Annotated in this window: 24 protein-coding genes and 1 pseudogene; 14 read left to right on the top strand and 11 right to left on the bottom strand. The window is 69.3% G+C overall.

Annotation, left to right across the window (positions count from 1 at the left end):
- Positions 1 to 264 precede the first annotated feature (264 nt).
- From ACZ6YG_RS22080 to ACZ6YG_RS22055, 6 genes are all read left to right on the top strand, one after another.
- Positions 265 to 1,068, top strand: a complete 804-nt coding sequence (locus ACZ6YG_RS22080) for a glycerophosphodiester phosphodiesterase family protein (RefSeq protein ID WP_466019078.1) — start codon at positions 265 to 267, stop codon at positions 1,066 to 1,068.
- A gap of 87 nt (positions 1,069 to 1,155) precedes the next feature.
- Positions 1,156 to 1,680, top strand: a complete 525-nt coding sequence (locus tag ACZ6YG_RS22075) for an NUDIX hydrolase (RefSeq protein ID WP_364226239.1) — start codon at positions 1,156 to 1,158, stop codon at positions 1,678 to 1,680.
- Between the two features lie 446 nt (positions 1,681 to 2,126).
- Positions 2,127 to 2,378, top strand: coding sequence for an excisionase family DNA-binding protein (locus tag ACZ6YG_RS22070; protein WP_466019077.1), 252 nt, complete (start codon positions 2,127 to 2,129; stop codon positions 2,376 to 2,378).
- Between the two features lie 18 nt (positions 2,379 to 2,396).
- Positions 2,397 to 2,960 carry a PIN domain-containing protein gene (locus ACZ6YG_RS22065; protein WP_466019076.1) on the top strand — a complete coding sequence of 188 codons (564 nt, stop codon included), beginning with the start codon at positions 2,397 to 2,399 and terminating at the stop codon, positions 2,958 to 2,960.
- Between the two features lie 557 nt (positions 2,961 to 3,517).
- Positions 3,518 to 3,769, top strand: coding sequence for a hypothetical protein (locus ACZ6YG_RS22060; RefSeq protein WP_466019075.1), 252 nt, complete (start codon positions 3,518 to 3,520; stop codon positions 3,767 to 3,769).
- Complete coding sequence (locus ACZ6YG_RS22055) at positions 3,759 to 4,187, top strand: hypothetical protein (RefSeq protein ID WP_466019074.1); 429 nt, start codon at positions 3,759 to 3,761, stop codon at positions 4,185 to 4,187. Before ACZ6YG_RS22060 ends, ACZ6YG_RS22055 begins: the two co-directional genes overlap by 11 nt.
- 6 nt (positions 4,188 to 4,193) lie before the next feature.
- Here the strand turns inward: ACZ6YG_RS22055 and ACZ6YG_RS22050 are convergent, their stop codons facing one another.
- The 6 genes from ACZ6YG_RS22050 to ACZ6YG_RS22025 form a co-directional block, all read right to left on the bottom strand.
- Positions 4,194 to 4,721 (bottom strand): carboxymuconolactone decarboxylase family protein, encoded by a 528-nt coding sequence (locus tag ACZ6YG_RS22050; protein ID WP_466019073.1) that lies wholly within the window; start codon positions 4,719 to 4,721, stop codon positions 4,194 to 4,196.
- 24 nt (positions 4,722 to 4,745) lie between these two features.
- The gene (locus tag ACZ6YG_RS22045) at positions 4,746 to 6,257 is read right to left on the bottom strand and encodes a glycoside hydrolase family 13 protein (protein ID WP_466019072.1); all 1,512 of its coding nucleotides are present in this window, start codon (positions 6,255 to 6,257) and stop codon (positions 4,746 to 4,748) included.
- 2 nt (positions 6,258 to 6,259) lie between these two features.
- Complete coding sequence (locus tag ACZ6YG_RS22040) at positions 6,260 to 7,192, bottom strand: carbohydrate ABC transporter permease (RefSeq protein WP_364226224.1); 933 nt, start codon at positions 7,190 to 7,192, stop codon at positions 6,260 to 6,262.
- The gene (locus tag ACZ6YG_RS22035; protein WP_219545636.1) at positions 7,189 to 8,055 is read right to left on the bottom strand and encodes a carbohydrate ABC transporter permease; all 867 of its coding nucleotides are present in this window, start codon (positions 8,053 to 8,055) and stop codon (positions 7,189 to 7,191) included. The genes ACZ6YG_RS22040 and ACZ6YG_RS22035 overlap by 4 nt, the downstream gene beginning before the upstream one ends.
- Before the next feature lie 3 nt (positions 8,056 to 8,058).
- Entirely contained in the window at positions 8,059 to 9,399 is a 1,341-nt protein-coding gene (locus ACZ6YG_RS22030; RefSeq protein WP_466019071.1) for an ABC transporter substrate-binding protein, read from the bottom strand.
- 93 nt (positions 9,400 to 9,492) lie between these two features.
- The gene (locus tag ACZ6YG_RS22025) at positions 9,493 to 10,482 is read right to left on the bottom strand and encodes a LacI family DNA-binding transcriptional regulator (protein ID WP_219545634.1); all 990 of its coding nucleotides are present in this window, start codon (positions 10,480 to 10,482) and stop codon (positions 9,493 to 9,495) included.
- A 157-nt stretch (positions 10,483 to 10,639) separates the two neighbouring features.
- Between ACZ6YG_RS22025 and ACZ6YG_RS22020 the strand changes: the two genes are divergently transcribed.
- Positions 10,640 to 13,582 (top strand): discoidin domain-containing protein, encoded by a 2,943-nt coding sequence (locus ACZ6YG_RS22020; protein WP_466019070.1) that lies wholly within the window; start codon positions 10,640 to 10,642, stop codon positions 13,580 to 13,582.
- Here the strand turns inward: ACZ6YG_RS22020 and ACZ6YG_RS22015 are convergent, their stop codons facing one another.
- Entirely contained in the window at positions 13,583 to 14,455 is an 873-nt protein-coding gene (locus tag ACZ6YG_RS22015; RefSeq protein WP_466019069.1) for a sugar kinase, read from the bottom strand.
- A 185-nt stretch (positions 14,456 to 14,640) separates the two neighbouring features.
- Between ACZ6YG_RS22015 and ACZ6YG_RS22010 the strand changes: the two genes are divergently transcribed.
- From ACZ6YG_RS22010 to ACZ6YG_RS22000, 3 genes are all read left to right on the top strand, one after another.
- Positions 14,641 to 15,381, top strand: a complete 741-nt coding sequence (locus tag ACZ6YG_RS22010) for a hypothetical protein (protein ID WP_148033990.1) — start codon at positions 14,641 to 14,643, stop codon at positions 15,379 to 15,381.
- A 93-nt stretch (positions 15,382 to 15,474) separates the two neighbouring features.
- Positions 15,475 to 16,179 (top strand): maleylpyruvate isomerase family mycothiol-dependent enzyme, encoded by a 705-nt coding sequence (locus ACZ6YG_RS22005; protein ID WP_219545631.1) that lies wholly within the window; start codon positions 15,475 to 15,477, stop codon positions 16,177 to 16,179.
- Positions 16,180 to 16,196: 17 nt separating this feature from the next.
- Positions 16,197 to 16,454 (top strand): DUF6343 family protein, encoded by a 258-nt coding sequence (locus ACZ6YG_RS22000; protein WP_148033992.1) that lies wholly within the window; start codon positions 16,197 to 16,199, stop codon positions 16,452 to 16,454.
- On the opposite strand, the gene ACZ6YG_RS21995 is transcribed toward ACZ6YG_RS22000, so the two are convergent.
- Both ACZ6YG_RS21995 and ACZ6YG_RS21990 read right to left on the bottom strand, forming a co-directional pair.
- Positions 16,425 to 16,628: a DUF3040 domain-containing protein gene (locus tag ACZ6YG_RS21995; protein ID WP_397198385.1), complete on the bottom strand. Its 204-nt coding sequence runs from the start codon at positions 16,626 to 16,628 to the stop codon at positions 16,425 to 16,427. The two genes, ACZ6YG_RS22000 and ACZ6YG_RS21995, sit on opposite strands and share 30 nt — an antisense overlap.
- Before the next feature lie 69 nt (positions 16,629 to 16,697).
- Positions 16,698 to 16,943 (bottom strand): type B 50S ribosomal protein L31, encoded by a 246-nt coding sequence (locus tag ACZ6YG_RS21990; protein WP_148033994.1) that lies wholly within the window; start codon positions 16,941 to 16,943, stop codon positions 16,698 to 16,700.
- Positions 16,944 to 17,076: 133 nt separating this feature from the next.
- Between ACZ6YG_RS21990 and recQ the strand changes: the two genes are divergently transcribed.
- Positions 17,077 to 18,885, top strand: coding sequence for a DNA helicase RecQ (gene recQ / locus ACZ6YG_RS21985; RefSeq protein ID WP_271275488.1), 1,809 nt, complete (start codon positions 17,077 to 17,079; stop codon positions 18,883 to 18,885).
- Positions 18,886 to 19,260: 375 nt separating this feature from the next.
- Here the strand turns inward: recQ and ACZ6YG_RS21980 are convergent, their stop codons facing one another.
- The gene (locus ACZ6YG_RS21980; RefSeq protein WP_466019068.1) at positions 19,261 to 19,506 is read right to left on the bottom strand and encodes a hypothetical protein; all 246 of its coding nucleotides are present in this window, start codon (positions 19,504 to 19,506) and stop codon (positions 19,261 to 19,263) included.
- A 320-nt stretch (positions 19,507 to 19,826) separates the two neighbouring features.
- On the opposite strand from ACZ6YG_RS21980, the gene ACZ6YG_RS21975 reads away from it, so the two are divergent.
- Positions 19,827 to 20,588, top strand: a complete 762-nt coding sequence (locus tag ACZ6YG_RS21975) for an SDR family NAD(P)-dependent oxidoreductase (RefSeq protein ID WP_466019067.1) — start codon at positions 19,827 to 19,829, stop codon at positions 20,586 to 20,588.
- A gap of 253 nt (positions 20,589 to 20,841) precedes the next feature.
- Here the strand turns inward: ACZ6YG_RS21975 and tnpA are convergent.
- Positions 20,842 to 21,070 (bottom strand): annotated as a pseudogene (gene tnpA, locus ACZ6YG_RS21970) (IS200/IS605 family transposase); the annotation flags it as partial.
- 72 nt (positions 21,071 to 21,142) lie between these two features.
- Here tnpA and ACZ6YG_RS21965 point away from each other — a divergent pair.
- Positions 21,143 to 22,312 (top strand): RNA-guided endonuclease InsQ/TnpB family protein, encoded by a 1,170-nt coding sequence (locus tag ACZ6YG_RS21965; protein ID WP_466019066.1) that lies wholly within the window; start codon positions 21,143 to 21,145, stop codon positions 22,310 to 22,312.
- An 86-nt stretch (positions 22,313 to 22,398) separates the two neighbouring features.
- Positions 22,399 to 23,535: an aromatic ring-hydroxylating oxygenase subunit alpha gene (locus ACZ6YG_RS21960; protein WP_466019065.1), complete on the top strand. Its 1,137-nt coding sequence runs from the start codon at positions 22,399 to 22,401 to the stop codon at positions 23,533 to 23,535.
- Positions 23,536 to 23,579 lie beyond the last annotated feature (44 nt).

Below are 23,579 nucleotides of genomic sequence, written 5' to 3'. Positions count from 1 at the left end.
CGGTGACTCGACCGGCACCCGGTGCGGGCCTTCGGACGTGTTCGGTGTTCCGGGCAGCAATCCGCAGCCTGACGAGAGCGCAAGGCAGAGTATCGCGACGGTGCCTGTGATCCTTAAGACAGCCATGGGTCAGTGATTCTCACGTCTATCGGTGGGCGAGGCAACCTGACGGAGCCGTGCCGACGCCCTCTTGATCACGTGGTACCCGGCACGTACGCTGCGCCTGCGGATCACCCCCTCGATCACGTACGGAGTCGGACCCTTATGACGATCAGGACGAACGCGGCCATCGCCGCATCACTGGCCGCGATCACCTGGGCGGCCGTCCCGCCCTCGGCGCACGCCCGTACGGATGCGGCTCGCGTGGTCGCCTGCCCGCAGGTCTTCGGACACGGCGGCTACCCCTCCGGCTCCAACCCGTGGGACCGGGACAAGATCCGCCAGCCCAACAACGTCCGCGCCCTGGACGACCAGAAAGCTTGGGGCGCCGACGGGGTGGAAGGCGACGTCCAGCTCACCAGGCACGGCACCAAGGCCGTCATGTGGCACAACACCACCACGAACGGCCTGACGGGCACCAGGAAGAACATCACCGCCCTCTGGTGGACGGCCGGCAGCGACAACCTGCGCGACCGGCGCGTCGCGCGCGGCCCGTACCAGGGAGAGCAGGTCTACACGCTGCGGCAGTGGCTCGACCACGTGCGCTCACGCGGCCTGGTAGCGCTGCTGGAAGTCAAGCCCGAGGCCCGGGGCGCGCTGTCCGACCCCACGTACGCGACGGCGGCCTGGAAGGAGATCTCCGACCCGATCACCGAACGCCAGGCCGCGCAGCGCATCCTCGTCTACTCGCAGGACTCCTGGATCCAGGCCGAACTGGCCAGACGCCACCCCGGCCTGCTCAAGGGCTCCGAGGCCCGCTGGACCGACGGCGTGGGCTGGGAGGAGCCGCCGCCCGCGTGGAGCGGCAACGCGAGCCGATGGCAGCAGGTGCTGAACCAGGCCCCGAAGAGCGTGATGACCAACTACCCGAGGGAATACCGCGCCTGGCTCGCCGGCAAGTGCGGCTGATGGCAGCTACGGTGATCAACGCGTTGAGGTGACCAGGGTTCCTTGTAGCGTGGTGCCGACGCAGCCGTCCACGCTGGGAGCAGCCGCATGCGCTGGCAGGTCCACTCGGAAGAACCGCTCTACTCTGACCGCTGGATCGACGTCCGGGTGGCCGATGTGGAGTTGCCGGACGGCAGACACCTCGATCACCGGCTCATCCGTACGGCGCCCGGGGCCGGTGCGGTCGTCACCGACGGGCGGGGCCGGGTGCTGCTGATCTGGCGGCACCGGTTCATCACCGACACGTGGGGCTGGGAGATCCCGATCGGCAAGGTCGACGAGGGCGAGGAGCCGATCGCGGCCGCCGCCCGCGAGGTCGAGGAAGAGACCGGCTGGCGTCCCGGCCCGCTGCGCCCGCTGCTCTACACCCAGCCGACGAGCGGCATCTCCGACTCCGAGCACCACATCTTCCGTGCCGACACCGCCCGGCACATCGGCCCGCCCACCGAGCCGTGGGAGGCCGAGCGCATCGAGTGGGTGCCGCTCTCGGAGATCCGGCGGCTGATCGACAAGCGCGACATCGTGAGCGGGACAAGCATGAACGCACTGCTCTACCTGCTCACCGAGGTGTAGGTGCTCATGGTTATGCCTCGGACGCCACCAGGCGGAACGGCCGCAAGGCACGCGCTTCGCCGAACTCACTCCTTTGATGACGTTTCAGGTCTTTACGCAGGCGTGCTGAGCCCATGAACCAAGAGAGCTTTCACTAGTTTCGTTTTGAGGTACAGTCCAGGTACCAGATGTGCGGCGACAGGGGGGCTCTTATGGGCAGGACATCGTTGGCCGCCGTGGATGCCCGGACATTCCTCCCAGAAGAGGACCCTCAGGCCCAGGCAGCCATAGTCGATCTAGTCGCGGAGCTGCACAGGCGAGGGCGAGCGGTCGCGGACTCCCCCGCCGTCCTGACAGGCCCTGACGGATCACCCCGGCTGCCCTTGCCATTGCCCGTCTACGAGGCGCTGCTCCAAGTGGCAGAGGCTCTATCTCAAGGCCTGGCCGTTACGGTCGCACCGCAGCACATGACCATGTCCACCTATGAAGCCGCCGAACTGCTGGGAGTGTCCCGGCCTACTCTCGTCAAGCTGCTTGAGAGCGACGAGATCCCCTACCAGCGGGCCACCGATCGCCCTGGCGCTCATCGGAGGGTGAAGCTGCAGGATGTTCTGGCCTACAAGGAGAAGAGGCGCACCGAGCGGCGGCGCCTTCTGGATCAGCTGACCTCGGAATCCGTAGGCACGGGTATGTACGACAAGCCTGCGAACGAATTCTGAGAGTCTTATCCTGGCCTGGTGCCATTCTCCGCCATATTGGACGCATGCGTGCTGTACCCGAACGCCCTGCGTGACACGCTTTTGAGAGTCGCAGAGGCCGGCGTCTACCAGCCCCTATGGAGCGAACGGATACTGGCGGAGGTTCGGGGAGCTTTGATACGAAATGGGCTTCCCGAATCAAGCGTTGATCGCACTTTTGGCTTTGTGCGGGCAGCCTTCTCCGAAGCAATGGTCGAAGGGTGGGAGCCGCTAGAGGACTCGATGGGTAACCACGTCAAGGACCGGCATGTTCTCGCTGCCGCGGTTCGCGGGCAGGCTGACGTGATCGTCACGTTCAATCTCCGCGATTTCCCGAGCGCCACCTGCAAATCCTGGGACGTCGAGGTACAGCACCCGGACACGTTCCTGCTGTACGAACTGGAACTGGCTCCGGCTGCCATTCTGCAGGTATTGCGGGAACAGGCCGCGGCGACCGGCAGACCGCCTCATCGTTCGATGGCTGTTGAAGACATACTGGGCTCGCTGGAGAACTGCGGAGCTCCCGTTTTCGCCGCAGCGGTTCGCTCGTGGTTGGACATTTAGTCGAAATCGTGCAGCCAGACAGACTCTCCGCGTGATCTACCGCGATGATGTCCGACGCCGGCGCGCCTCATTCCCCGATATCTGACGGCTGAATGAACGGGGTGCAGCGATCGCGCGTTTTACGAGCGAGTCCAAAAGACGGCACAGCTCCACTCGGGATGCAATCCTCCTGGTGCCTCAGTTCGAATGTGCGCAGAAGCCGGCCCATGCCGGGGTCCGGGGCCGGAAGGCCCCGGCCAGGGGTGCGGGGAGCTGGGCCCCCCGCTGAGCACAGCCCGAGCAGGCGCGCGCGGAGCGCGTCCCCCGCGAGGACCTCGCCGTTGCACGACTCATCTCTGATCGACACCAAGGAAGCCCCATACTGACTCGTCCTCCGGTCGCGATCCTTAGAGCAATGGTCACGCTAAGCTATGAGTTGATTACTCAAAGGGATATATCCGGCTCCGGGCAGACTGAGCGAGTCACCCTTCGAAGGCTCGACGACCGTCCGACCAGCCTGGATTCCCGACCGCAGCCTGGAAGAGGACATGAGACAGCCCCAATCATATGATGAACATATGAGCACCAAGCCGATCACCATCACTGTCGACGAGGCCGTTCACGCCTACGTGCAGAGCCAGGTCGAGGCTGGACGCGCCCGGTCCGTGTCCGCCTACTTCAACGAGGCCGCCCTGCACCGCATGGAGACCGAACGCCAGGCCGACATCGCCTGGATGGACGCCGTCGAGCGGGCCCAGCGAGATGCGGCCACCGTCGAGCGGGCCCAGCGACGGGCGCGGAAGGCGCGGGAAATCCTCGATGCCCGCTGACGGCTACGTACTCGACGCCCCTCTCCTGGCCGAGGTCGGCCGTGGGGACAACGACGTGATCGCCCTGCTCCAGGAGCTCGACGCCGCCGACATCACCATCGTCATCCCCGCGCTGGCCATCACCGGCGCCACCGTGGAGACAGCCGCTACGAATGATCAGCTCGCTGTCATGCGAGGGGTCGGCCGGCTGAAAGCAGCGCACTTCGCCGGGCTCACCACCTTCGACGACACCGCCGACCTGGCCCGGATGCGGATCGAGGCGGACGCGCCGGACGAGCTGTGGGACGTGCAGACGGCGCTTCAGGCAGTCCTTCGGGGCTGCCCGGTGCTGACCGTGGACGCCGCACGCTGGAACGCCACAGTCAAGGAGCTGGGCGGGCACCTGCGGGTGGTCGAGGTCTCCCAACTCGACGATTAAAGGCGGTCAGACGCGGAAGACGCGGAGTTGGAGGGCCAGCGTGGCGTAGTAGCCGGTCAGCGTGGTCAGCTCGAAGAGGGCCGGCGCCGGTAGGAGGGTGTACTCCTCGTCGCCCAGGTCCCCGTTCGTCACGAGGGCGCGGGTGACGCGGAGGACGGCGGCCTCCTCCGGGTCCTCCAGAGCAAGCGGCTCTCCCGTACGGACAGCGGCGAGCTGGGCCTCGGTGAAGCCCAGGCCGGTGGCGATCTTCTCGTGGACCTGGAGCTCGAAGGTGCTGGACCAGTGGGCGGCGACGATCAGGATGGCCAGCTCGCGGCACCGGTCCGTCATGGACGAGCGGTAGCGGATGGCGGCGCCCAGCTCCTGGAGGGGGTCCCCCAGGGCGGGGCTGAGGAGCATGGCGTTGAAGGGGCCGACCAGCGCGCCCTGGTCGTCGAGCATCGAGGCGCCGCGGGGGCCGGCGTTGATGCGGTCGTAGAGGGCGCGGGCGTCGGCGTCGAGCTGGGCGGGCGGCATCGGGCGAAGGCGCTTCACCGCACCGATGCTAGCCCGCCCCGATCATGGGGTGCGCAGCCAGGCGGTGGTGTCCGGAGGCAGGAGGCGGTCCTCCAGCCGGCCGCTCGCCAGGAGCACCGCCCCGTCCGGCAGCGGGACGGGGTCCGGGCCGAGGTTGGCGACGCAGGTGACCCCCGAGTCGCGGGTGAAGGCCAGGACCCGGTCCCCGTACGGGAGCCAGGCGAGGGTCCCGTCCCCGAAGCACTCCCGGCGCAGGCGCAGCCCCGTGCGGTACAGGTTGAGCATGGAGTCCAGGTCGGCGAGCTGGGCCTCGGCCGTGAGCTTGCGCCAGCTCTCCGGCTGCGGCAGCCACGGCGACGGCCCGCCGAAGCCGAACGGCGGCTCGTCGCCGGACCAGGGCAGGGGGACGCGGCAGCCGTCGCGGCCGGGGTTCGTGCCGCCGGATCGGGCGTACATGGGGTCCTGGCGCAGCTCGTCGGGCAGGTCCTCGACCTCGGGCAGGCCGAGCTCCTCGCCCTGGTAGACGTAGAGGCCGCCGGGCAGGGCCATGGCCAGGAGGGCGGCGGCGCGGGCGCGGCGGTAGCCCAGTTCGGGGTCGGAGGGGGTGCCGTGGAGGGCGCCGCCGTGGGCGAAGCTGGTGTCGGCGCGGCCGTAACGGGTGACGGGGCGGGTCACGTCGTGGTTGGACAGGACCCAGGTGGGCGGGGCGCCGACGGTGGCGTGCGTGGTGAGGGTGAGGTCGATGACGCGGCGCAGCTCCTCCGGGTCCCAGGGGCATGACAGGAAGTCGAAGTTGAAGGCGGTGTGCAGCTCGTCGGGCCGCAGGTAGCGGGCGAAGCGTTCCTGGTCGGGCAGCCACAGCTCGCCGATCAGCACGCGGTCCTCGTACGAGTCCGCGATGGTCCGCCAGTGGCGGTAGACGTCGTGGACGGGGTCGAGGTCCTCCCACGCGGTGTCGGACTTGTGGAGCAGGGCGGCCGAGTCGATGCGGACGCCGTCGACGCCGCGGTCGAACCAGAACCGCAGCACGTCCTCGAACTCCCGGTGCACCTCGGGGTTGTCCCAGTTGAAGTCGGGCTGTTCCGGGGCGAACAGGTGGAGGTACCACTGGCCGTCAGGCACCTGCGTCCAGGCGGGACCCCCGAAGATCGACTGCCAGTCGCCCGGCTCGTCGCGGAACCAGAACCGGTCGCGGGCGGCCGGGTCGGCCAGGGCCTGCTGGAACCATTCGCTGGCCGTGGAGCTGTGGTTCGGCACCACGTCGATGATGATTTTCAGGTCCAGCTCGTGCGCCTCGGCGATCAGGGCCTCGGCCTCGGCGAGTGTGCCGAACACCGGCTCGATGCCGCGGTAGTCGGCCACGTCGTAGCCGCCGTCGGCCATCGGCGACGGGTACCACGGGTTGAGCCAGATGGCGTCGGCCCCGAGGTCCTTCAGGTAGTGCAGACGGGACCGGAGCCCGGCCAGGTCGCCGACGCCGTCGCCGTTGCCGTCGGCGAAGCTGCGCAGGTAGACCTGGTAGATCGCGGCCCCCCGCCACCACGTTTTCGACATGATCACCCTTTGATAGATCCGGCGGTGAGACCCGCCATGATGTGACGTTGGAAGACGAAGAAGACGATGATCGTCGGGATGCTCGCGACGACCAGGCCGCCCATGACGGCGTTCTGCGTGACCATGCCGGCGGTCTGCGACAGGCCGACGCTGAGCGTCATCTTGTCGCTGTCGGTCATGACGAGCAGCGGCCAGACGAAGTCCTTGAACGAGGTGACGATGGTGAAGATCGACACCACGCCGAGGATCGGCCGCGACACGGGCAGCACCACCGACCAGAGCACCCGGAAGGCGCCGGCGCCGTCGATCCGCGCGGCCTCGATCAGCTCGCGCGGGATCGAGTCGAAGAACCGTTTGAGCAGGAAGATGTTGAACCCGTTGGCGGCCGCGGGGAACCACAACCCCCAGGGATTGTTCAACAATCCGAGGTCGACGACAGTGACGTAGAGCGGGATCAGCACGACCATGGCCGGGATCATCAGCGTGGCCAGCATCGCGCCCAGGATCACCCCGCCGAACATCGGCCGCAGCCTCGACAGCGCGTACGCCGCCGACACGTCCACGAGCATGCAGAAGATCCAGCCGCCCAGCGAGTAGTAGGCGGTGTTCCACAGCAGCGTGCCGAGGTCGAACAGGTTCCACGCCTCGGCGTAGGCGTCGAGGGTGGGGTCGGCGGGGAAGAGCGTCGGCGGCATCTGGGCGATCTCCTCGCCCGTCTTCATGGCGCCGGTGATCATCCAGTAGAGCGGGAAGACGAAGGCCAGCGTGAAGGTCACCACGACCGTGACGAGCACGGCCCAGTAGACGCGCCGTCCCCATCGGCTGTTGAGCTGGAGCGGGGAGATGATCGTACGGAACTGCCCGGTGTGGATGGGTTTCGGGCGGCGGGCCGCCCGCCTGCGGCCGGCGGCGGCCCGGGCGCCGACGGAGATCATGCCTTGTCCTCCCGGGTGAGCCGGAGCTGGAACGCGGCGAAGACGAGCAGCACGATCATGAGCATCATGCCGAGCGCGCCGGCCACGCCGTAGTTCTGGTTCGTGAAGGCGAACTGGAACATCATGTAGGCGACGGTGACGGTCGAGCCCGCGGGCCCGCCGCCGGTGAGCATGTACGGCTCGATGAAGACCTGCATGGTGGCCACGATCTGCAGCATCAGCATGAGCAGCAGGATCAGCCTGGTCTGCGGGATCGTGACGTGCCTGATCCGCTTGAGGATCCCGGCCCCGTCCAACTCGGCCGCCTCGTACAGCTCCGGCGGGATGTTCTGCAGCGCCGCCAGGTAGATCAGGGTCGCGCTGCCCATGTTCATCCAGGTCGAGACGATGACCAGGGAGATCAGCGCGGTGGCCGGGGAGTCGAGCCAGGCCAGGCCGGGCAGGTTGACCAGCCCGAGCAGCTGGTTGAACAGCCCGGGCCCGGGATCGAAGAACCACCTGAACAGCAGCACCGCGACGATCGGCGGCAGCATGACCGGCAGGTAGACCACGAACCTGAGATAGGCCCGGGCGTGGCGCAGCTCGTTGAGCACGAGCGCGACGACGAACGGCACGGCGAAGCCGCACACCAGCGCGAGGAACGTGAACTGCAGGGTGGCGATCCAGGCCTCGGTGAAGCCCGGGTATCCCACGGCGTACTCGAAGTTGTCCAGCCCGACCCAGGTGGGCGGATCGATCAGGTTCGTCTCCTGGAAGCTCAGGATGAACTCTCTGATCATCGGATACCAGGCGAACACCGCGAAGCAGAACAGCGCCGCGCACAGGAACCCGTAGGCCGTCAGGTTGCGCCTCAGAACAGCCATGGATCAGCCCTTGGCCGCCAGCACGGCGTTCACCTTGGTCTCGGCGTCGGCGAGCAGCTTGTCGATGTCGGCGTCCTCGTCGGACAGCACGCCGGACATGGCCACGTCGAGGATCGCGTAGATCTCCTGGGCGTGGACCGGCTCGGCCTTGGGCGGGATGGCGGCGGAGGCCTTGACGTACGGGTCGTAGTTCTCGACCGGCAGGGAGGCGTTCTTCACCCGGTCGGCCTGGATGGCCTGGCCGGTGGGCGAGTCGCCGTAGACCGCGTTGTCCGGGACGCCGACCGGGTTGCCGATGGCCTTGCCGCGGGCGAAGTCGAAGCGGCCCTTGCCGACGGTGTTGAAGCGGAAGTCGAGCCACCGCATGCCCGCCTTCGCCTCCTCGGGCGTGGCCTTGGGGTTGATCATGAACGCTTCGCCGCCGCTCAGCGACGCCTTGGCCTCGGGGAAGCCGGTGATGCCGTAGTCGGCGACGCTGCCCTTGAACTTGCCGACCACGTCGGTGACCACGTCGGGGGCGCCGAGCATCATGCCGACCTTGCCGCTGCCCATCGCCACCATGAGCGACTCCCAGCCGACCAGGAGCTTGGTGCCCATGCTGTCGTCGACCCAGCGCATGTCGTGCAGCGTCTGCAGGACGGCCCTGCCTTCGGGCGAGTTGAAGGCGGCCTTCTTGCCGTCGTCCGTCAGGATGCTGCCGCCGCGGCCGTAGATGGCCTGGGTGAAGTGCCAGCCGCCGGTGTTGCCGCCGGAGTACTCGCCGTAGCCGACGTGGCCGGGGCCGAGCGCGGCGATCTTCTTGGCGGCCTCGCGGATCTCGGCCCAGGTCGTGGGCGGCGTGTCGGGGTCGAGGCCGGCCTCGGCGAACAGCTTGCGGTTGTAGACCAGGCCGACGCCGTAGTGCACGTTGGGCACGCCGTAGACCTTGCCGTCCTTGGTCACCAGGTCGCGCACGTCCTGGCGCAGGTCGTCCCAGTTCTTGATCTCGCTGGTGTACGCGGTGATGTCGAGGGCCTGGCCCTGCCTGATCACGTCGTCGTAGTTGGTGACGGGGACCACGAAGACGGTCTCCATCTGGCCGCCGGCGAGCTTGGGGCCGAACGTCTTGGGGTCGAAGCAGGGTTGCTGGTCGGTGCTCTTGACGGTGACGCCGGGGTTCGCCTTCATGAACGCGGCCACGTCGTCGTCCCACGCCTGGCGCTCCTTGGGCGCGGACTTGGCGGGCTGGCAGGCGACGGTGATGGTGACCTGGCCGGCCCCGCCCGCCGGGGGAGCCTGCTGCCCGGAGCCGCAGGCGGCGAGTCCGAGCGCGGATGCGACTAAGAGCCCAGCGGATCTCTTCATGATCTGACCCTTCTGATGCGAATTGCCCACACCATAGGATCAGCGACTTATCTCCGCAATATTCAGACTGAAGATTGCAAGATAACGACTACATCACGTACGGACTCGCGCCGTGGAGGCGCGCACCACCAGCTCAGGCTCGAACAGCAGCTCGTCCGCGGGCACGACGGCCTTGTCGATCTGCGCCACCAGCAGGTCGACGACGGCCCGGCCCATCGCGTCGATCGGCTGGCGGACCGTCGTGAGCGGCGGCTCGGTGCAGTTCATCAGCGCCGAGTCGTCGAAGCCGACCACCGACACCTCGCGCGGCACGCTCAGCCCGGCGCGGCGGGCGGCCCTGATCGTGCCGAGCGCGAGCAGGTCGCTGGCGCACACGACGGCGGTGACCCCGCGCCTGACCAGCCGGGCGGCCGCCGCGTGCCCGCCCTCCAGGGAGAACATGGTGTGCTCGACCAGGTCCGCGTCGCCGCCCCCGGCCTGGAACGCCTCCAGCTTGCGCCGCGACGGCACGTGGTCCCTGGGGCCGAGCACCATGCCGATCCGCTCGTGGCCGAGGGCCCGCAGGTGGCCCAGCGCGATCTCGGCCGCCACCACGTCGTCGCACGACACCTGCGGGAAGTCCAGGTGGCCGACGGCGGCGTTGACCAGGACCGTGGGCAGCTTGCGCTCGTGCAGCAGCTCGTAGTGACCGTGCGCGGCGTCGGCCTGCGCGTACAGGCCGCCGGCGAACACCACGCCGCTGACCTGCTGCTGGAGCAGCAGATCGACGTAGTCGGCCTCGGAGACGCCGCCGACCGTGCGGGTGCAGAGCACGGAGGTGAACCCCTGCTGGGCCAGCGCGCCGCCGACGACCTCGGCGAACGCGGGGAAGATCGGGTTCTGCAGCTCGGGGAGGACCAGGCCGACCAGCCGGGCACGGTCGCCGCGCAGCTGGGTGGGGCGCTCGTAGCCGAGCACGTCGAGGGCGGTGAGCACCGCCTCCCGGGTGGCGTCGGACACCCCCGGCTTGCCGTTGAGCACGCGGCTCACGGTCGCCTCGCTCACCCCGACCTTCTTGGCCACCTCTGCGAGTCGTCGCGTCATGACGCAAACTATACGACTGTCAGCGCAAACCATTGCAAGTACTTACGTGAGCATCACAGCAGCATTCATTTCTTGCGCAATCCAGTCGAGATATTGCTCACATCTGCTGGAAAGCCTATGGTGCGGCCAACTGTACTCCTGCGAAGGGCCACCCCCCATGCGCGCACTCTTAGCCGCCCTGACCCTCGTCCTAGGACTCCTCATCGCCCCGCCCCCGGCCGCCGCCGCCACCAATCTGGCCGCCGGGAAGGCCGCCACCGCGAGCGGCTTCACCGACGTCTACCGGGCCGCCAACGTCACCGACGGCGACCAGGCCACCTACTGGGAGTCGGCCAACGGCCAGTTCCCGCAGTGGGTCCAGGTGGACCTGGGCGCCGCCGCCACGCTCACCGGACTCACACTCAAGCTGCCGGACGGCTGGCCGAGCCGCACCCAGACGCTCACCGTCCAGGGCAGCGCGGACGGCTCCGGCTTCGCCACGCTCAAGCCGTCGGCCACGTACGGCTTCGCGCCGTCCGCCACGATCACGCTGAGCGGCAGCGCCCGGTACGTCCGGCTGCTGTTCACCGCGAACACCGGCTGGCCCGCCGCCCAGCTCGCCGAGTTCGAGGTGTACGGGGAGAGCGGCGGCCCCGGCCCCGACCCGGAGCCGGGCACGAACCTGGCCGCCGGCAAGGGGATCGCCGCCTCCTCGCACACCCACACGTACGTGGCCGGCAACGCCAACGACGGTGACGTCAGGACGTACTGGGAGGGCCAGACCTACCCCAACACACTGACCGTCGCGCTCGGCGGCGACGCCGACCTCACCTCGGTGGTGCTCAAGCTGAACCCGGACGCCGTCTGGGCCAGGCGCACCCAGACCGTCGAGGTGCTCGGCCGCGCGCGGGGCGCCGCCGACTTCTCCCGCCTCGTGGCGCCCGCCGCGTACGTCTTCGACCCCGCCACCGGCAACAGCGTGACGATCCCGGTCACCGCGCGAGCCGCCGACGTGCGGCTGCGGATCACCGCGAACTCCGGGGCGCCCGGCGGGCAGGTGGCCGAGTTCCAGGTGTTCGGCACGGCCGTCCCGCTCCCCGACACCGCCGACCTGGTCGCCGACGTCGGCTGGACCCCGGGCAACCCGGACCCCGGCGACACCGTCACCTTCACCGTCGCCATCAGGAACCAGGGCACCATCGCCTCCAGCACCGGCTCGCACGGCATCACGCTCGCCGTGCTCGACGGCTCGGGCGCGACCGTCCGCACGCTGACCGGCTCCGCCAGCGGCGTCATCGCGCCGGGAGCCACCACCGCCCCGGTCCCGCTCGGCACCTGGACCGCGGCCGACGGCCGGCACACGGTCCGCGTGGTGCTCGCCGACGACCCCAGGGAACTGCCTGACAAGCGGGACAACAACACCAGCACGCACCCGCTGTCCATCGGCAGGGGCGCGAACATGCCGTACGACACGTACGAGGCCGAGGAGGCGGTCGTCGGCGGCGGCGCCACCCGGATCGGCCCGAACAGGACGATCGGCGACCTGGCCGGGGAGGCGTCCGGCCGCCGCGCGGTGACGCTCGCCGCCACCGGCTCCTACGTCGAGTTCACCACCAGGGCGGCCACGAACACGCTCGTCACCCGCTTCTCGATCCCGGACGCGCCGGGCGGCGGCGGCCTCGACGCGACGCTGAACGTGTACGTCGACGGCGCCTTCCACAAGGCGATCAACCTGACCTCGCGCTTCGCCTGGCTGTACGGCCCCGAGGCGAGCCCGGACAACAACCCCGGCTCCGGCCCGCCGCGGCACGTCTACGACGAGGCCAACCTGATGCTGGACACCACGGTCCCGGCGGGCCGCAAGATCAGGCTGCAGAAGGACGCGGCCAACACCTCCACCTACACGATCGACTTCGTCGACTTCGAGCAGGTCTCCCCCATCGGCAACCCCGACCCGGCGAAGTACGCCGTACCGACCGGGTTCGGGCACCAGGACGTGCAGAACGCGCTCGACCGGGCCCGCATGGACAGCGCGCTCACCGGCGTCTACCTGCCGCCGGGCAGCTACCAGACGACGGGCAAGTTCCAGGTGTACGGGAAGGCCGTCAGGATCGTCGGCGCCGGGCCCTGGTACACCCGCTTCCACGCGCCGGCCGGGCAGTCGAACACCGACGTCGGCTTCCGCGCGGACGCGACAGCCAACGGCTCGACGTTCGCGGGCTTCGCCTACTTCGGCAACTACACCTCGCGCATCGACGGGCCGGGCAAGGTGTTCGACTTCACGAACGTGGCGGACATGACGATCGAGAACCTGTGGGTGGAGCACCAGGTCTGCATGTACTGGGGCTCGAACACGGACGACATGACGATCAGGAACTCGCGGATCAGGAATGTGTTCGCCGACGGGCTCAACATGACCAACGGCAGCACCGGCAACCACGTCACCCACGTGGAGACCCGGTCCACCGGCGACGACAGCTTCGCCCTGTTCTCCGCCACCGACAACAACGCGGGCGAGCAGCACGGCAACGTCTACGAGAACCTGACCTCGCTGCTCACCTGGCGGGCCGCGGGCGTGGCCGTCTACGGCGGGTACGGCAACACCTTCCGCGACATCTACGTGGCCGACACGCTGGTCTACTCGGGCGTCACGATCAGCTCGCTCGACTTCGGCTACCCGATGCACGGCTTCGGGGCGAACCCGCCCACCCGGTTCGAGAACATCTCGCTCGTCCGGGCCGGCGGCCACTTCTGGGGCGCGCAGACCTTCCCGGCGATGTGGCTGTTCTCGGCGTCGAAGACGTTCCAGGGCATCCGGGTCAGCAATCTGGACATCGTCGATCCCACGTACAGCGGGATCATGTTCCAGACCATGTACGACGGCGCGCGGCCGGTGAACCCGGTCACCGACACCGTCTTCACGGACGTGTCGATCACCGGGGCGCGCAGGAGCGGCGACGCCTACGACGCCAAGTCGGGCTTCGGCATCTGGGTCAACGAGCTGCCGGAGCAGGGCCAGGGCCCGGCCGTCGGCTCGGCCACGTTCCGCGGCCTGCGCTTCGCCGACAACGCGCAGAACATCAAGAACACCACCTCGACGTTCACCCTGAACATCGAGTAGCTACAGCTCGCCCCTGGCCGGCAGGCCCTGCCAGTCGCTGGCGGTGGACGCGGCGGCGGCGCTCAGCTGCGTCGCGCGCCCCAGGCGCTCCGGCGGGGTCAGCCCGTCCAGGGCCGCGCTGAGGTAACCGGCCACGAACGCGTCCCCGGCCCCGCCGTAGTCGACCACCGGCGTCTGCGGGCCGGGGGCGTCGTAGCGCATCCGGTCGGCCCGCACGCTCGCGCCCTTGGCGCCGCGGGCGACCACGACCTCGCGTTCGGGGGTGAGCGCGGGCTTGACGAGGTCCAGCTCGTCCTGGCGGACGAAGAGCAGGTGCGACTGGCAGGCCAGCTCGGTGAGCACCTCCTCCGCCTCGCGCACCGACGCCCACAGCTCGGGGCGGTACTCGACGGCGAACGAGATCGGCACCTCCGCGCTCTTGGCCGCGCTCACGGCGGCCAGCACGGCGTCGTGCGGATCCCTGCCCAGAGCCGCGGTGACGCCGGTGACGTGCAGCATCCGCGCGGCCCCGACCCGGTCGATCGGCACGTTGCCGGGTGACAGCGTCGAGCCCGCCGAGCCGGCGCGGTAGTGGGCGACGAGCGGCTCGCGGCCCACCCGCGCGTCGCGCAGCAGCAGCCCGGTCGGCACCCCTTCCGTGACGCGCGTGTCGGTGACGTCGACGCCCTCGCCGCGCAGCACCGTCAGCACCCGGGCGCCCAGCTCGTCGGAGCCGACCTTGCCGGCGAAGGCGCACCGGTGACCGAGCCGCGCCAGGGCCACGGCCAGGGTGAACTCGGGGCCGCAGATGTCCAGCCTGGCCTCGGTCTCGTGGCGGACGCGGCCGCTGGAGACCACCCCGAGCGCCTCTCCGAGGGTGTAGACGTCGGTCATGGGCTCCGAGCCTAGTCGGTCAGGTGACCTCAAAACGGATTTTTTTCCATCAGTGCAGGTGACCACCGTGATCAAAATTTTTCCGTAACTTTAGCGAACCTTTCCCCCTTAGTGTGGCTCTAAGCAGTAAAGGGAACCGGTCATCCCGGGCCGGTGCCACAAGATTTACGGGGAGAAGCACCCTCATGCGAAAGATCGCCGTAGGCCTGGTCGCCGCTCTCGCGGGCGGGACCATGCTGATGTCTGGTGGCAGCGCCGTCGCCGCCACCACCACCAAGGCGCCTAAGGTCGAGATCCTCGATGTCTCGCCGAACCCTGTCGTCGTCAAGCACGGCAGCGAGACCGTCGCCCGCTTCAAGGTGGGCGCCAGCTCCGACGTCGAGAAGGTCGAGCTCAGCGTCGAGCCGGCCGACAGCAAGTTCCGCACCCTGCGGGGCAAGGAAGTCAAGCCCCTGGAGAACTGGCTCTTCTCGGTGCCGTTCACCTCGCACGACCCCGAAGGCAAGTGGAAGGCCATCGCCACCGCCTTCGACAAGGAGGGCAAGCGTGTCGCCCACGACACGTCGTTCTTCTACGTCGACGTCCGCAAGGGCTGGAGCAAGGCCGACACCCGGCTGAGCTTCGACGCCTCGCCGTCGAAGGTCCGCAAGGGCAAGTCGGTCTACTTCTCCGGCCGCCTGCTGGCCGAGCGCGGTGACCACTGGCGCGCCGTGGGCTACGAGAAGGTCCACGTCTACTACAAGGCCAACGGCTCCAGTGGCTGGAAGTGGGTCGCCTCCGACCGCACCGACCGTCACGGCAAGTTCTACGCCAAGGACCGCGCCTACCGTAGCGGCAGCTACAAGGCCGTCTTCAAGGGCGACAGGAAGCTCGACGACGCCACCAGCCGCACCGACTACGTGCGCGTCTACAGCTGGCGCCGGTAAGCACCACTGAGTGAAGGCCCGGCCGGGCTCCGGCCGGGCCTTCGCCGTGCCCGGGCCCGGTGAGTTCCGGGATCCTGCGGGTAGCGACCGGATATGCCAGAGGATCTGCTGCGCGAGTACGACCCGTTCGACATCTTCGACGCCGAGGCGTCCCGGCTGGACTGGTTCTTCTCCGGCCTGGACGAGGAGGGCTGGCGGCGCCCTTCCCGCGCCGCCGGATGGACCGTCCGCGACGTGCTCGGCCACCTGGCCGGCGAGGAGCTCTACAACCAGGCCTGCCTCGACGGCACCCTCGGCGAGCTGCGGCTGCTGATGGAGGCGGAGGGCATCGGCGGCTACAACGAGTTCAACGAGTGGTGCGTCCGTCAGCGGCGTGACCTGCCCGTCGAAGAGGTGCTGCGGGAGTGGCGCGACAAGAACGGCGACACCCGACGCCGCATGCGCGCGCTCGGCCGCGACGCCCTCCTGGAGACCATGGCCGGGCCCTATCCGGTGGGCGAGCAGGCCTTCCACTACGACTCCGAGTACGCCACGCACGCCGACGACGTGGGCGCGCCCGTCCGCCCGGACGAGGCGGACGACCGCACGTTCTGGCGGGTCGCGGTCGGCCGGTTCGCGCTGGCCGAGCAGGACCCGAGCGTTCAGGTGGAGCAGACGGCCGAGCAGATCTGGGTGCACTTCGGCGACGCCGAAGCCAGCTTGTCCTATCCGGACTTCGTCGAGGCGACGGTGGGCCGGCTCCCTCCGGGCAACGGGCTCAGCCCGCGGCTCGTGTCGGCGCTGCGTTGTCTCGCCTGAGAGGAGTGTGAATCCCCATGTGGCTGCGCAACCGCGCGGGAACGGAGCCGTTGACCGCGCGCAGCCCTTACCGGTTGCGGCGGATCCTGTCCCTGGCCGCGCTCGTGCTGGGCACCGCGGCGGCGGTCTACTTCATCACGCAGGCGATGAGCACGGGCGAGCAGGTGTGGGCATGGGAGGCCGCGATCGCGGCGGCCGTCGCGGTCTTCGCCGCCGTCGACCTGGTCATCATCCAGCGCCGCCTCTCACGCCAGCGCGACCGCCAGCACCAGTAGGGCGACTGTCACGACGATGACCGCGACCATGAACCAACCACTCAGGAGCAGCCTCCGGAGACGGCCCGCCCCGGAGGCGACCCCCGACACGCGCCTGGCGAGCTTGGGGTCGTCGCGTTCCAGGGCATCCTCGATCTCCTCAAGGATGCGGCGCTCCCGCTCCGACAGGGCCATATGCCATCACCACCGCTCCCACCGCCGGTCCCGCCCCTGCTACCCAGGGACGGGCCGTTCAGTACGGGGTCACGGCCTGCTGTAACGCTTGTTGAAGCGCTCGACCCGGCCCGCGCTGTCGAGGACGCGGCCGCGGCCGGTGTAGAAGGGGTGGCTCGCCGACGACACGTCGACGTCGATCACCGGGTAGGTGCGGCCGTCCTCCCACTCGACGGTGGCCGTGCCGGTCGCGGTGGACCGGGTGAGGAAGGCGACCCCGGCGCTCGGGTCGCGGAAGACGACGGGACGGTACGCGGGATGCAGGTTCTTCTTCATGTGCCCGTCAACCAGATAGGAACGGTTTTCATTCCCATACCGCGAAAGGGGCAAGGGAGGACGATGCGCAGCGGCTACGATCGCCGTGGGCGAACCCGGCTCGAGAGCGATTCCGAACACGTAAGGTAGCCGCATGAATACAGCCACCGAGGTCCTGCACCGCGTGTTCGGCTACGACACGTTCCGGCCGGGGCAGCAGGAGATCATCGAGCATGTGGCGGCGGGCGGCGACGCGCTCGTGCTCATGCCGACCGGCGGCGGCAAGTCGCTGTGCTACCAGATCCCCGCGCTCGTCCGGCCCGGGACGGGCGTGGTCATCTCGCCGCTGATCGCGCTCATGCAGGACCAGGTGGACGCGCTCACCGCGCTCGGGGTGCGCGCCGGGTTCCTCAACTCGACGCAGGACTTCGACGAGCGGCAGCTGGTGGAGGCCGAGTTCCTGGCGGGCGAGCTCGACCTGCTCTACCTCGCGCCCGAGCGGCTGCGGCTGGAGTCGACGGTGCGGCTGCTGAAGAAGGGCGCGATCTCGCTGTTCGCCATCGACGAGGCCCACTGCGTCTCCCAGTGGGGCCACGACTTCCGGCCCGACTACCTGGCGCTGTCCGAGCTCCACGCCCAGTGGCCCGAGGTGCCGCGCATCGCGCTGACCGCCACCGCCACCCCGGCCACCCACGCCGAGATCGCCGAGCGCCTCGGCCTGCGCGAGGGCGAGGCCCGCCACTTCGTCGCCGGCTTCGACCGCCCCAACATCCACTACCGGATCACCGCCAAGAGCGAGCCCAAGCGGCAGCTCCTCGACTTCCTCCGCGCCGAGCACCCCGGCGACTCCGGCATCGTCTACTGCCTGTCGCGCTCGTCGGCCGAGAAGATCGCCGCGTTCCTGGTCGAGAACGGCATCCCCGCGCTCCCCTACCACGCCGGTCTCGACGCCCGCACCCGCGCCCACCACCAGGCCCGCTTCCTGCGCGAGGAAGGGCTGGTCGTGGTGGCGACGATCGCGTTCGGCATGGGCATCGACAAACCCGACGTGCGCTTCGTGGCCCACCTCGACCTGCCCAAGTCCGTCGAGGGCTACTACCAGGAGACCGGGCGGGCCGGGCGCGACGGGCTGCCCGCCACGGCGTGGATGGCCTACGGCCTGCAGGACGTCGTCCAGCACCGGCGCATGGCCCTCGAAGGCGACGAGCAGCACCGCCGCCGCCAGGCCCTCCACCTCGACGCGATGCTCGCCCTCTGCGAGACCGTGACGTGCCGGCGGGTCATGCTGCTCGACTACTTCGGCCAGCCGGGCGGCTCCCCGTGCGGCAACTGCGACACCTGCCAGACGCCGCCCGAGTCCTGGGACGGCACCGTGCCGGCGCAGAAGGTGCTCTCCACGGTGCTGCGGCTGGCCCGCGAACGGGGACAGAAGTTCGGCGTGGGGCAGATCGTCGACATCCTGCTCGGCAAGACGACGGCCAAGGTCCTGCAGCACGGCCACGACTCGCTGACCGTCTTCGGCATCGGCACCGAGCTCGGCAACGCCGAATGGCACGGCGTGGCCCGGCAACTCCTGGCGCAGGGCCTGCTCGCGGTCGAGCCCAACTACGGCGCCCTCGTCCTGACCGACGCCAGCGCGGCGGTGCTGCGCGGCCAGCACGAGGTCCGCCTGCGCCGCGACCCCCGCCGCCCGGCCAAGGCCGCGTCGGCCCCGAAGTCCCGCCCGGCGGCCGACCTGCCCCCGGAGGCGGCCCCCATCTTCGAACGGCTGCGGGCCTGGCGCGCGGCCACGGCCAAGGAGCAGGGCGTCCCGGCCTACGTCATCTTCCACGACGCCACGCTGCGTGAGATCGCGACACTGGGGCCGTCGTCACTGGAGGAGCTGGGCACGGTGAGCGGGGTGGGCGAGAACAAACTGGCCAAGTACGGCGACCAGGTCCTGGCCACCCTGTCCGACTCCTGATCTCTGCCCCGGGCGTGGTCCTCGCCGGTCTGTCCCGGGCGTGGTCCTTGCCGGACTGCCCCAGGCGTGGCCCTTGCCGGTCTGCCCCAGGCGTGGCCCTTGCCGGTCTGCCCCAGGCGTGGCCCTTGCCCGTCTGCCCCAGGCATGGTCCTCGCCGGGAGGCGCGCTCCGCGCGGACCGGCTCGGGCTCCTCTCAGCGGGGAGCCGAGCTCCCCGCACCCCTTGGCGGGGGCCTCCCGGCCCCCTGCACCCCCGGATGTGAGGTGGTCGATCGCGGATCGGGTGTGGAAGCTCTCGGCGTGGAGGTCCGAAGCTTGGCAGGGATCTCCCCCATCCATGAACCGGCTGCTCAGACCGTCGAGCCGGATGGTGGTCTCAGCTCGTGAGACGCTGTCCCAGCCAGGACAAGCCCCATGTCGCCACTCCCGCAGCGGCACAGCGGGCGGCACCTTCGGCATCGCCGTCCACACCGGCCACGACCTGGTGGTCCTCGCCGTCCTCGACCAAGGCGGCCCATCGGTCCCTCGCCTGCACCAGGCCCAGGGCCACGAGTTGAACGGCCGCGGCCTCCATCCCGTCGAGCAACTCACCACCCGCTGGGGTGTGCACGGCGACGGACACGGCCGGACCGTCTGGGCCCTCCTGCGGCTCACGCCGGAGTCTCCGACCACGAGTGCACGGACGACTCGACACACCCGCCGGTGAAGCACGTCGATGACCTGCTTCAGCGGGGTGTGCGGGCTGTTCCCTGCAAGGAGTCGAGGGCCAGGTTTCATACGAAGCGGCGAGGCGGGGTCTGAGATGGGGGTTTGGGGGGCGCGCCCCACAAAGGGGCGCGGCCTGAGATGTCCGGCGCGGAGCGCTGGTGGGCGAAGCCCATGCTTGGGGCCCGTTGGCGCTGCCTGCAAGAGATGAGGGCTAGATCCACATATCGTCCAATCATGAGCCTTTCGTATGTGGTGACCGGTGGAGGCAGAGGGATCGGCCGGGCTGTCGTGGAGCGCCTGCTGGGAGAGAAGCACACGGTGGTGGTCGTCGAGCGCGACCCCGATGCGCTGGGCTGGGCCGGCGAGCGGGTGGTCGGGGTGGTCGGCGACGCGGCGGACGAGGGTGTCGCGGGCCGCGCCGCCGACCTGGCGCAGGAGGCGGGCACGCTGGCCGGCTGGGTGAACAACGCCGCCGTCTTCCGCGACGCCTCCGTGCACAGCGCGCCCATCGAGGAGGTACGCGGACTCATCGCGGCGAACCTGGACCTGGCGGTCGTCGGCTGCGCGGTCGCCGTGCGCCGCTTCCTGGATGCCGGCACCGGCGGCGCCGTCGTCAACGTCACCTCCCACCAGGCCCGGCGCGCGGTGCCGGGCAGCCTGCCGTACGCCACGGCCAAGGCCGGGATAGAGGGGCTGACCAGGGCGCTCGCCGTCGAGTACGGCAAGCGGGGGATCCGGGTCAACGCCGTCGCACCCGGGTCGGTGGCGACGGAACGGTACGAGGAGTTCCTGGCCGCGCAGCCGGCGGAGGCGGCGGCCGAGGTCGAGCGGGAGATGGCGCGGCTGCATCCGCTCGGCCGGGTGGCCACGGCCGGTGAGATCGCCGCGGCGGTCGCGTACCTGCTCTCGCCGGAGGCGTCCTTCGTCAACGGGGTGACGCTGCCGGTGGACGGGGGGCGTTCGGTGCTCGGGCTGGACCCCGAGGCCCGGGATTGAGGCAGCAGCGCCTGCGAAACGGACGGAAAACCGCGAGGCCGCCGATTGAGTGATCAAGGGTTGATTGTTCGCCTCAAGGATCATCAGCCTCGATTGAGTTGGCGCCGGATTCGGGTGTCGCCACGCGGCTCCCCGTGCGCCGGTGTCAGCGTGATCTGGCGTGGAACCCTGGGCGTTCACGCCCGGGAGGAAACGACAGCGTGGGAGGGCCCCAGGCCCTAGCGGTGCCCGGACGGTCGTCTCCATGCGGAGCTCAACCCGGCCGTCTCTGGTTCTCGATGTACTCCTTGATGATCGACAGGGGTGCTCCGCCGCAGGATGCGGCGAAATACAAGGGGACCAGAAATGGCCACCCCATCGATACCGGCCGATGTGGACCGGAAATCCTTGCGCAACATCCGGGCCGAGACACCCTTGAGAGAGTTGACCAGAGTCGACAGCGCGACCTTGGGCGGATAGAGCACCAGTAGGTGGACATGGTCGTGTGGGCATGCAGGTCGTGGACCACGCTGCGGCCCCGTCGGATTTCGGGGTTGGATTTCCATCGTGGCGACATGGACCTGAAGGTAATGTGTTCGATTGTGAGGCTGGTGGTGCGGGTGAGGCTCCTGCCGACGCCGGAGCAGGCGGCGGCGCTGGAAGCCACCCTGCACGCCGCCAACCGGGCGGCGAATCTGGTCGCGGCACTGGCGTTCCGGCACCGGTGTTTCCGTAACTTCGATCTGCGCAAGCACTCCTACGACCGGATCAAGGCCGAGTTCGTGCTGGCCGCCCAGGCCGCCCAGCACGTCATCAAGAAGGTGTGTGACGCCTACCGAACCCTGCACGCCAACCTGGCCGCCGGGAATCTCGGCGAGCCGGGATCGGCACGGCGTATCAAGGCGGAAGGCAAGCCGATCTCCTTCCGGCCGCTGGCGGCCCAGCCGTATGACGACCGGTGCCTGTCTTGGCAACACCAGGCGCGGACGGTGTCGATCTGGACGACCGCCGGGCGGTTGAAAGGGGTGGCCTTCACCGGCTCGGCCGAACACCTGGCCCTGCTGGCCGCCTGCCGCCGGGGTGAGTCGGATCTGGTGTGCCGGGACGGGATGTGGTTCCTGCACGCATGCGTCGAGGTCGCCGATGCCCCGACCGCTAGGCCGGACGGATTCCTCGGGATCGATCTGGGCATCGCCAACATCGCCACCACCAGCACCGGGATCCGGCACAGCGGGAAGCACCTCAACGCGGTCCGCCACCGCAACCGCGAACTACGCCGCCGTCTGCAGGCCAAGCGGACGAAGTCCGCTAGGCGACTGCTGAAGCGCCGCCGCCGCAAGGAAGCCCGCTTCGCCGCGAACGTCAACCATCGCATCGCCAAGCAGATCGTGACCGAGGCAGAACGCACTGGGCGCGGCATCGCCCTGGAAGACCTCCAGGGCATCCGCGAACGGGTACGGCTTCGCAAGCCCCAGCGGGTCACGCTGCATTCCTGGAGTTTCCACCAGTTGGGGAGCTTCATCGGCTACAAGGCGGTCCGGGCGGGGGTCGCCGTCATCCATGTGGACCCGGCCTACACCTCCCAGCAGTGCTCACACTGCGGCCACGTGGACAAGAACAACCGGACCAGCCAGGAAACCTTCGTGTGCACGTCGTGCGACTTCGCTGAGCACGCCGACGTCAACGCGGCCCGTAACATCGCCTCGCGCGGTGCGGCGGGCTGGGCAGTGAGTCACGCTGCCTGACGCGGACCGGGCCGTCGAAGCCACCGGCGGCCAGGAGCTGCAAGCTCGGTCGTTCACGGCCGAGAAGCTGACGTCTTGGAGGTACGGTGACACCTGGTCCGTTCGATCACATCTCCGCCGGATACGACCCCGACCCCGCCCTGTCGATGTCCCTGCACGCCGACGCCTACACCGATCCGCGCTGGTCCGACGTCGACCAGCGGGCGATCTTCGCTCGTACGTGGCAGTGGCTGTGTCACGTGGAGAAGCTGCGGGAGCCGGGGAGCTATGTGACGGGCACGGTCGCCGGCCTGCCGATCGTCGCCGTCCGCGACGAGGCCGGCGCGCTGCGGGCGTTCTACAACGTGTGCAAGCACCGGGCGCACGAACTGCTGACGGGGTCCGGTGTCCGGCGCAGCATCGTGTGCCCGTACCACGCCTGGAACTACGACCTGACCGGCCGGTTGCGGCGGGCGCGCAACACCGGCGACATGCCCGGGTTTGACGCCTCCGCCGTATGCCTGGACCAGGTCCAGGCCGGCGAGTTCGGCGGCATGGTCTACGTCAACCTCGATCCCGGGGCTGCGCCCCTGACCGAACAGGCCGGGGACCTGGAGGCGGAGATCCTGGCGCGGGCGCCGGACGTGGCGAAGCTGACCCTCGCCCGCCGGCTCACCTACGACATCGCCTCCAACTGGAAGAACGTCGTCGACAACTTCCTGGAGTGCTACCACTGCCACGTGGCGCACAAGGACTTCGTGTCCCTGGTCGACATGAGCACCTACGAGGTCACCACCCACGGGATCTGGTCCAGCCACATGGCCCAGGCCGGCAAGGCGGAGAACTCCGCCTACGACGTGTCGGGGGCGACGGTCACCGAGCACGCGGTCTGGTGGCTGTGGCCCAACACCTGCCTGCTGCGCTATCCCGGCCGGGGCAACTTCATGGTGCTGCAGATCGTCCCCGACGGCCCGGAGCGGACCCGCGAGAACTGGGACTTCTACCTGGAGACGGCCGAGCCCGACGAGGCCGAGGTGGACAGCATCCGCTACATCGACGAGGTGCTCCAGAAGGAGGACATCGCCCTGGTGGAGAGCGTCCAGCGCGGGATGCGCAGCCCCGCGTTCACCCAAGGCAAGATCGTCTACGATCCCGGCGGGTCCGGCCTGTCGGAGCACGCGGTCCATCATTTCCACGGTCTCGTCCTCGACGCCTACCGCCGCGAACTCGAACGCTCCCCCTGAACGTAGGAACCTTTCCGGCCGTCCGCGTGTAGAGGAAGGGATGG

It is taken from the genome of Nonomuraea sp. NPDC054003 (assembly GCF_055585125.1).
The sequence above is the reverse complement of the archived record's forward strand: the minus strand, read 5'-3'. Positions and strand labels throughout refer to the sequence as shown.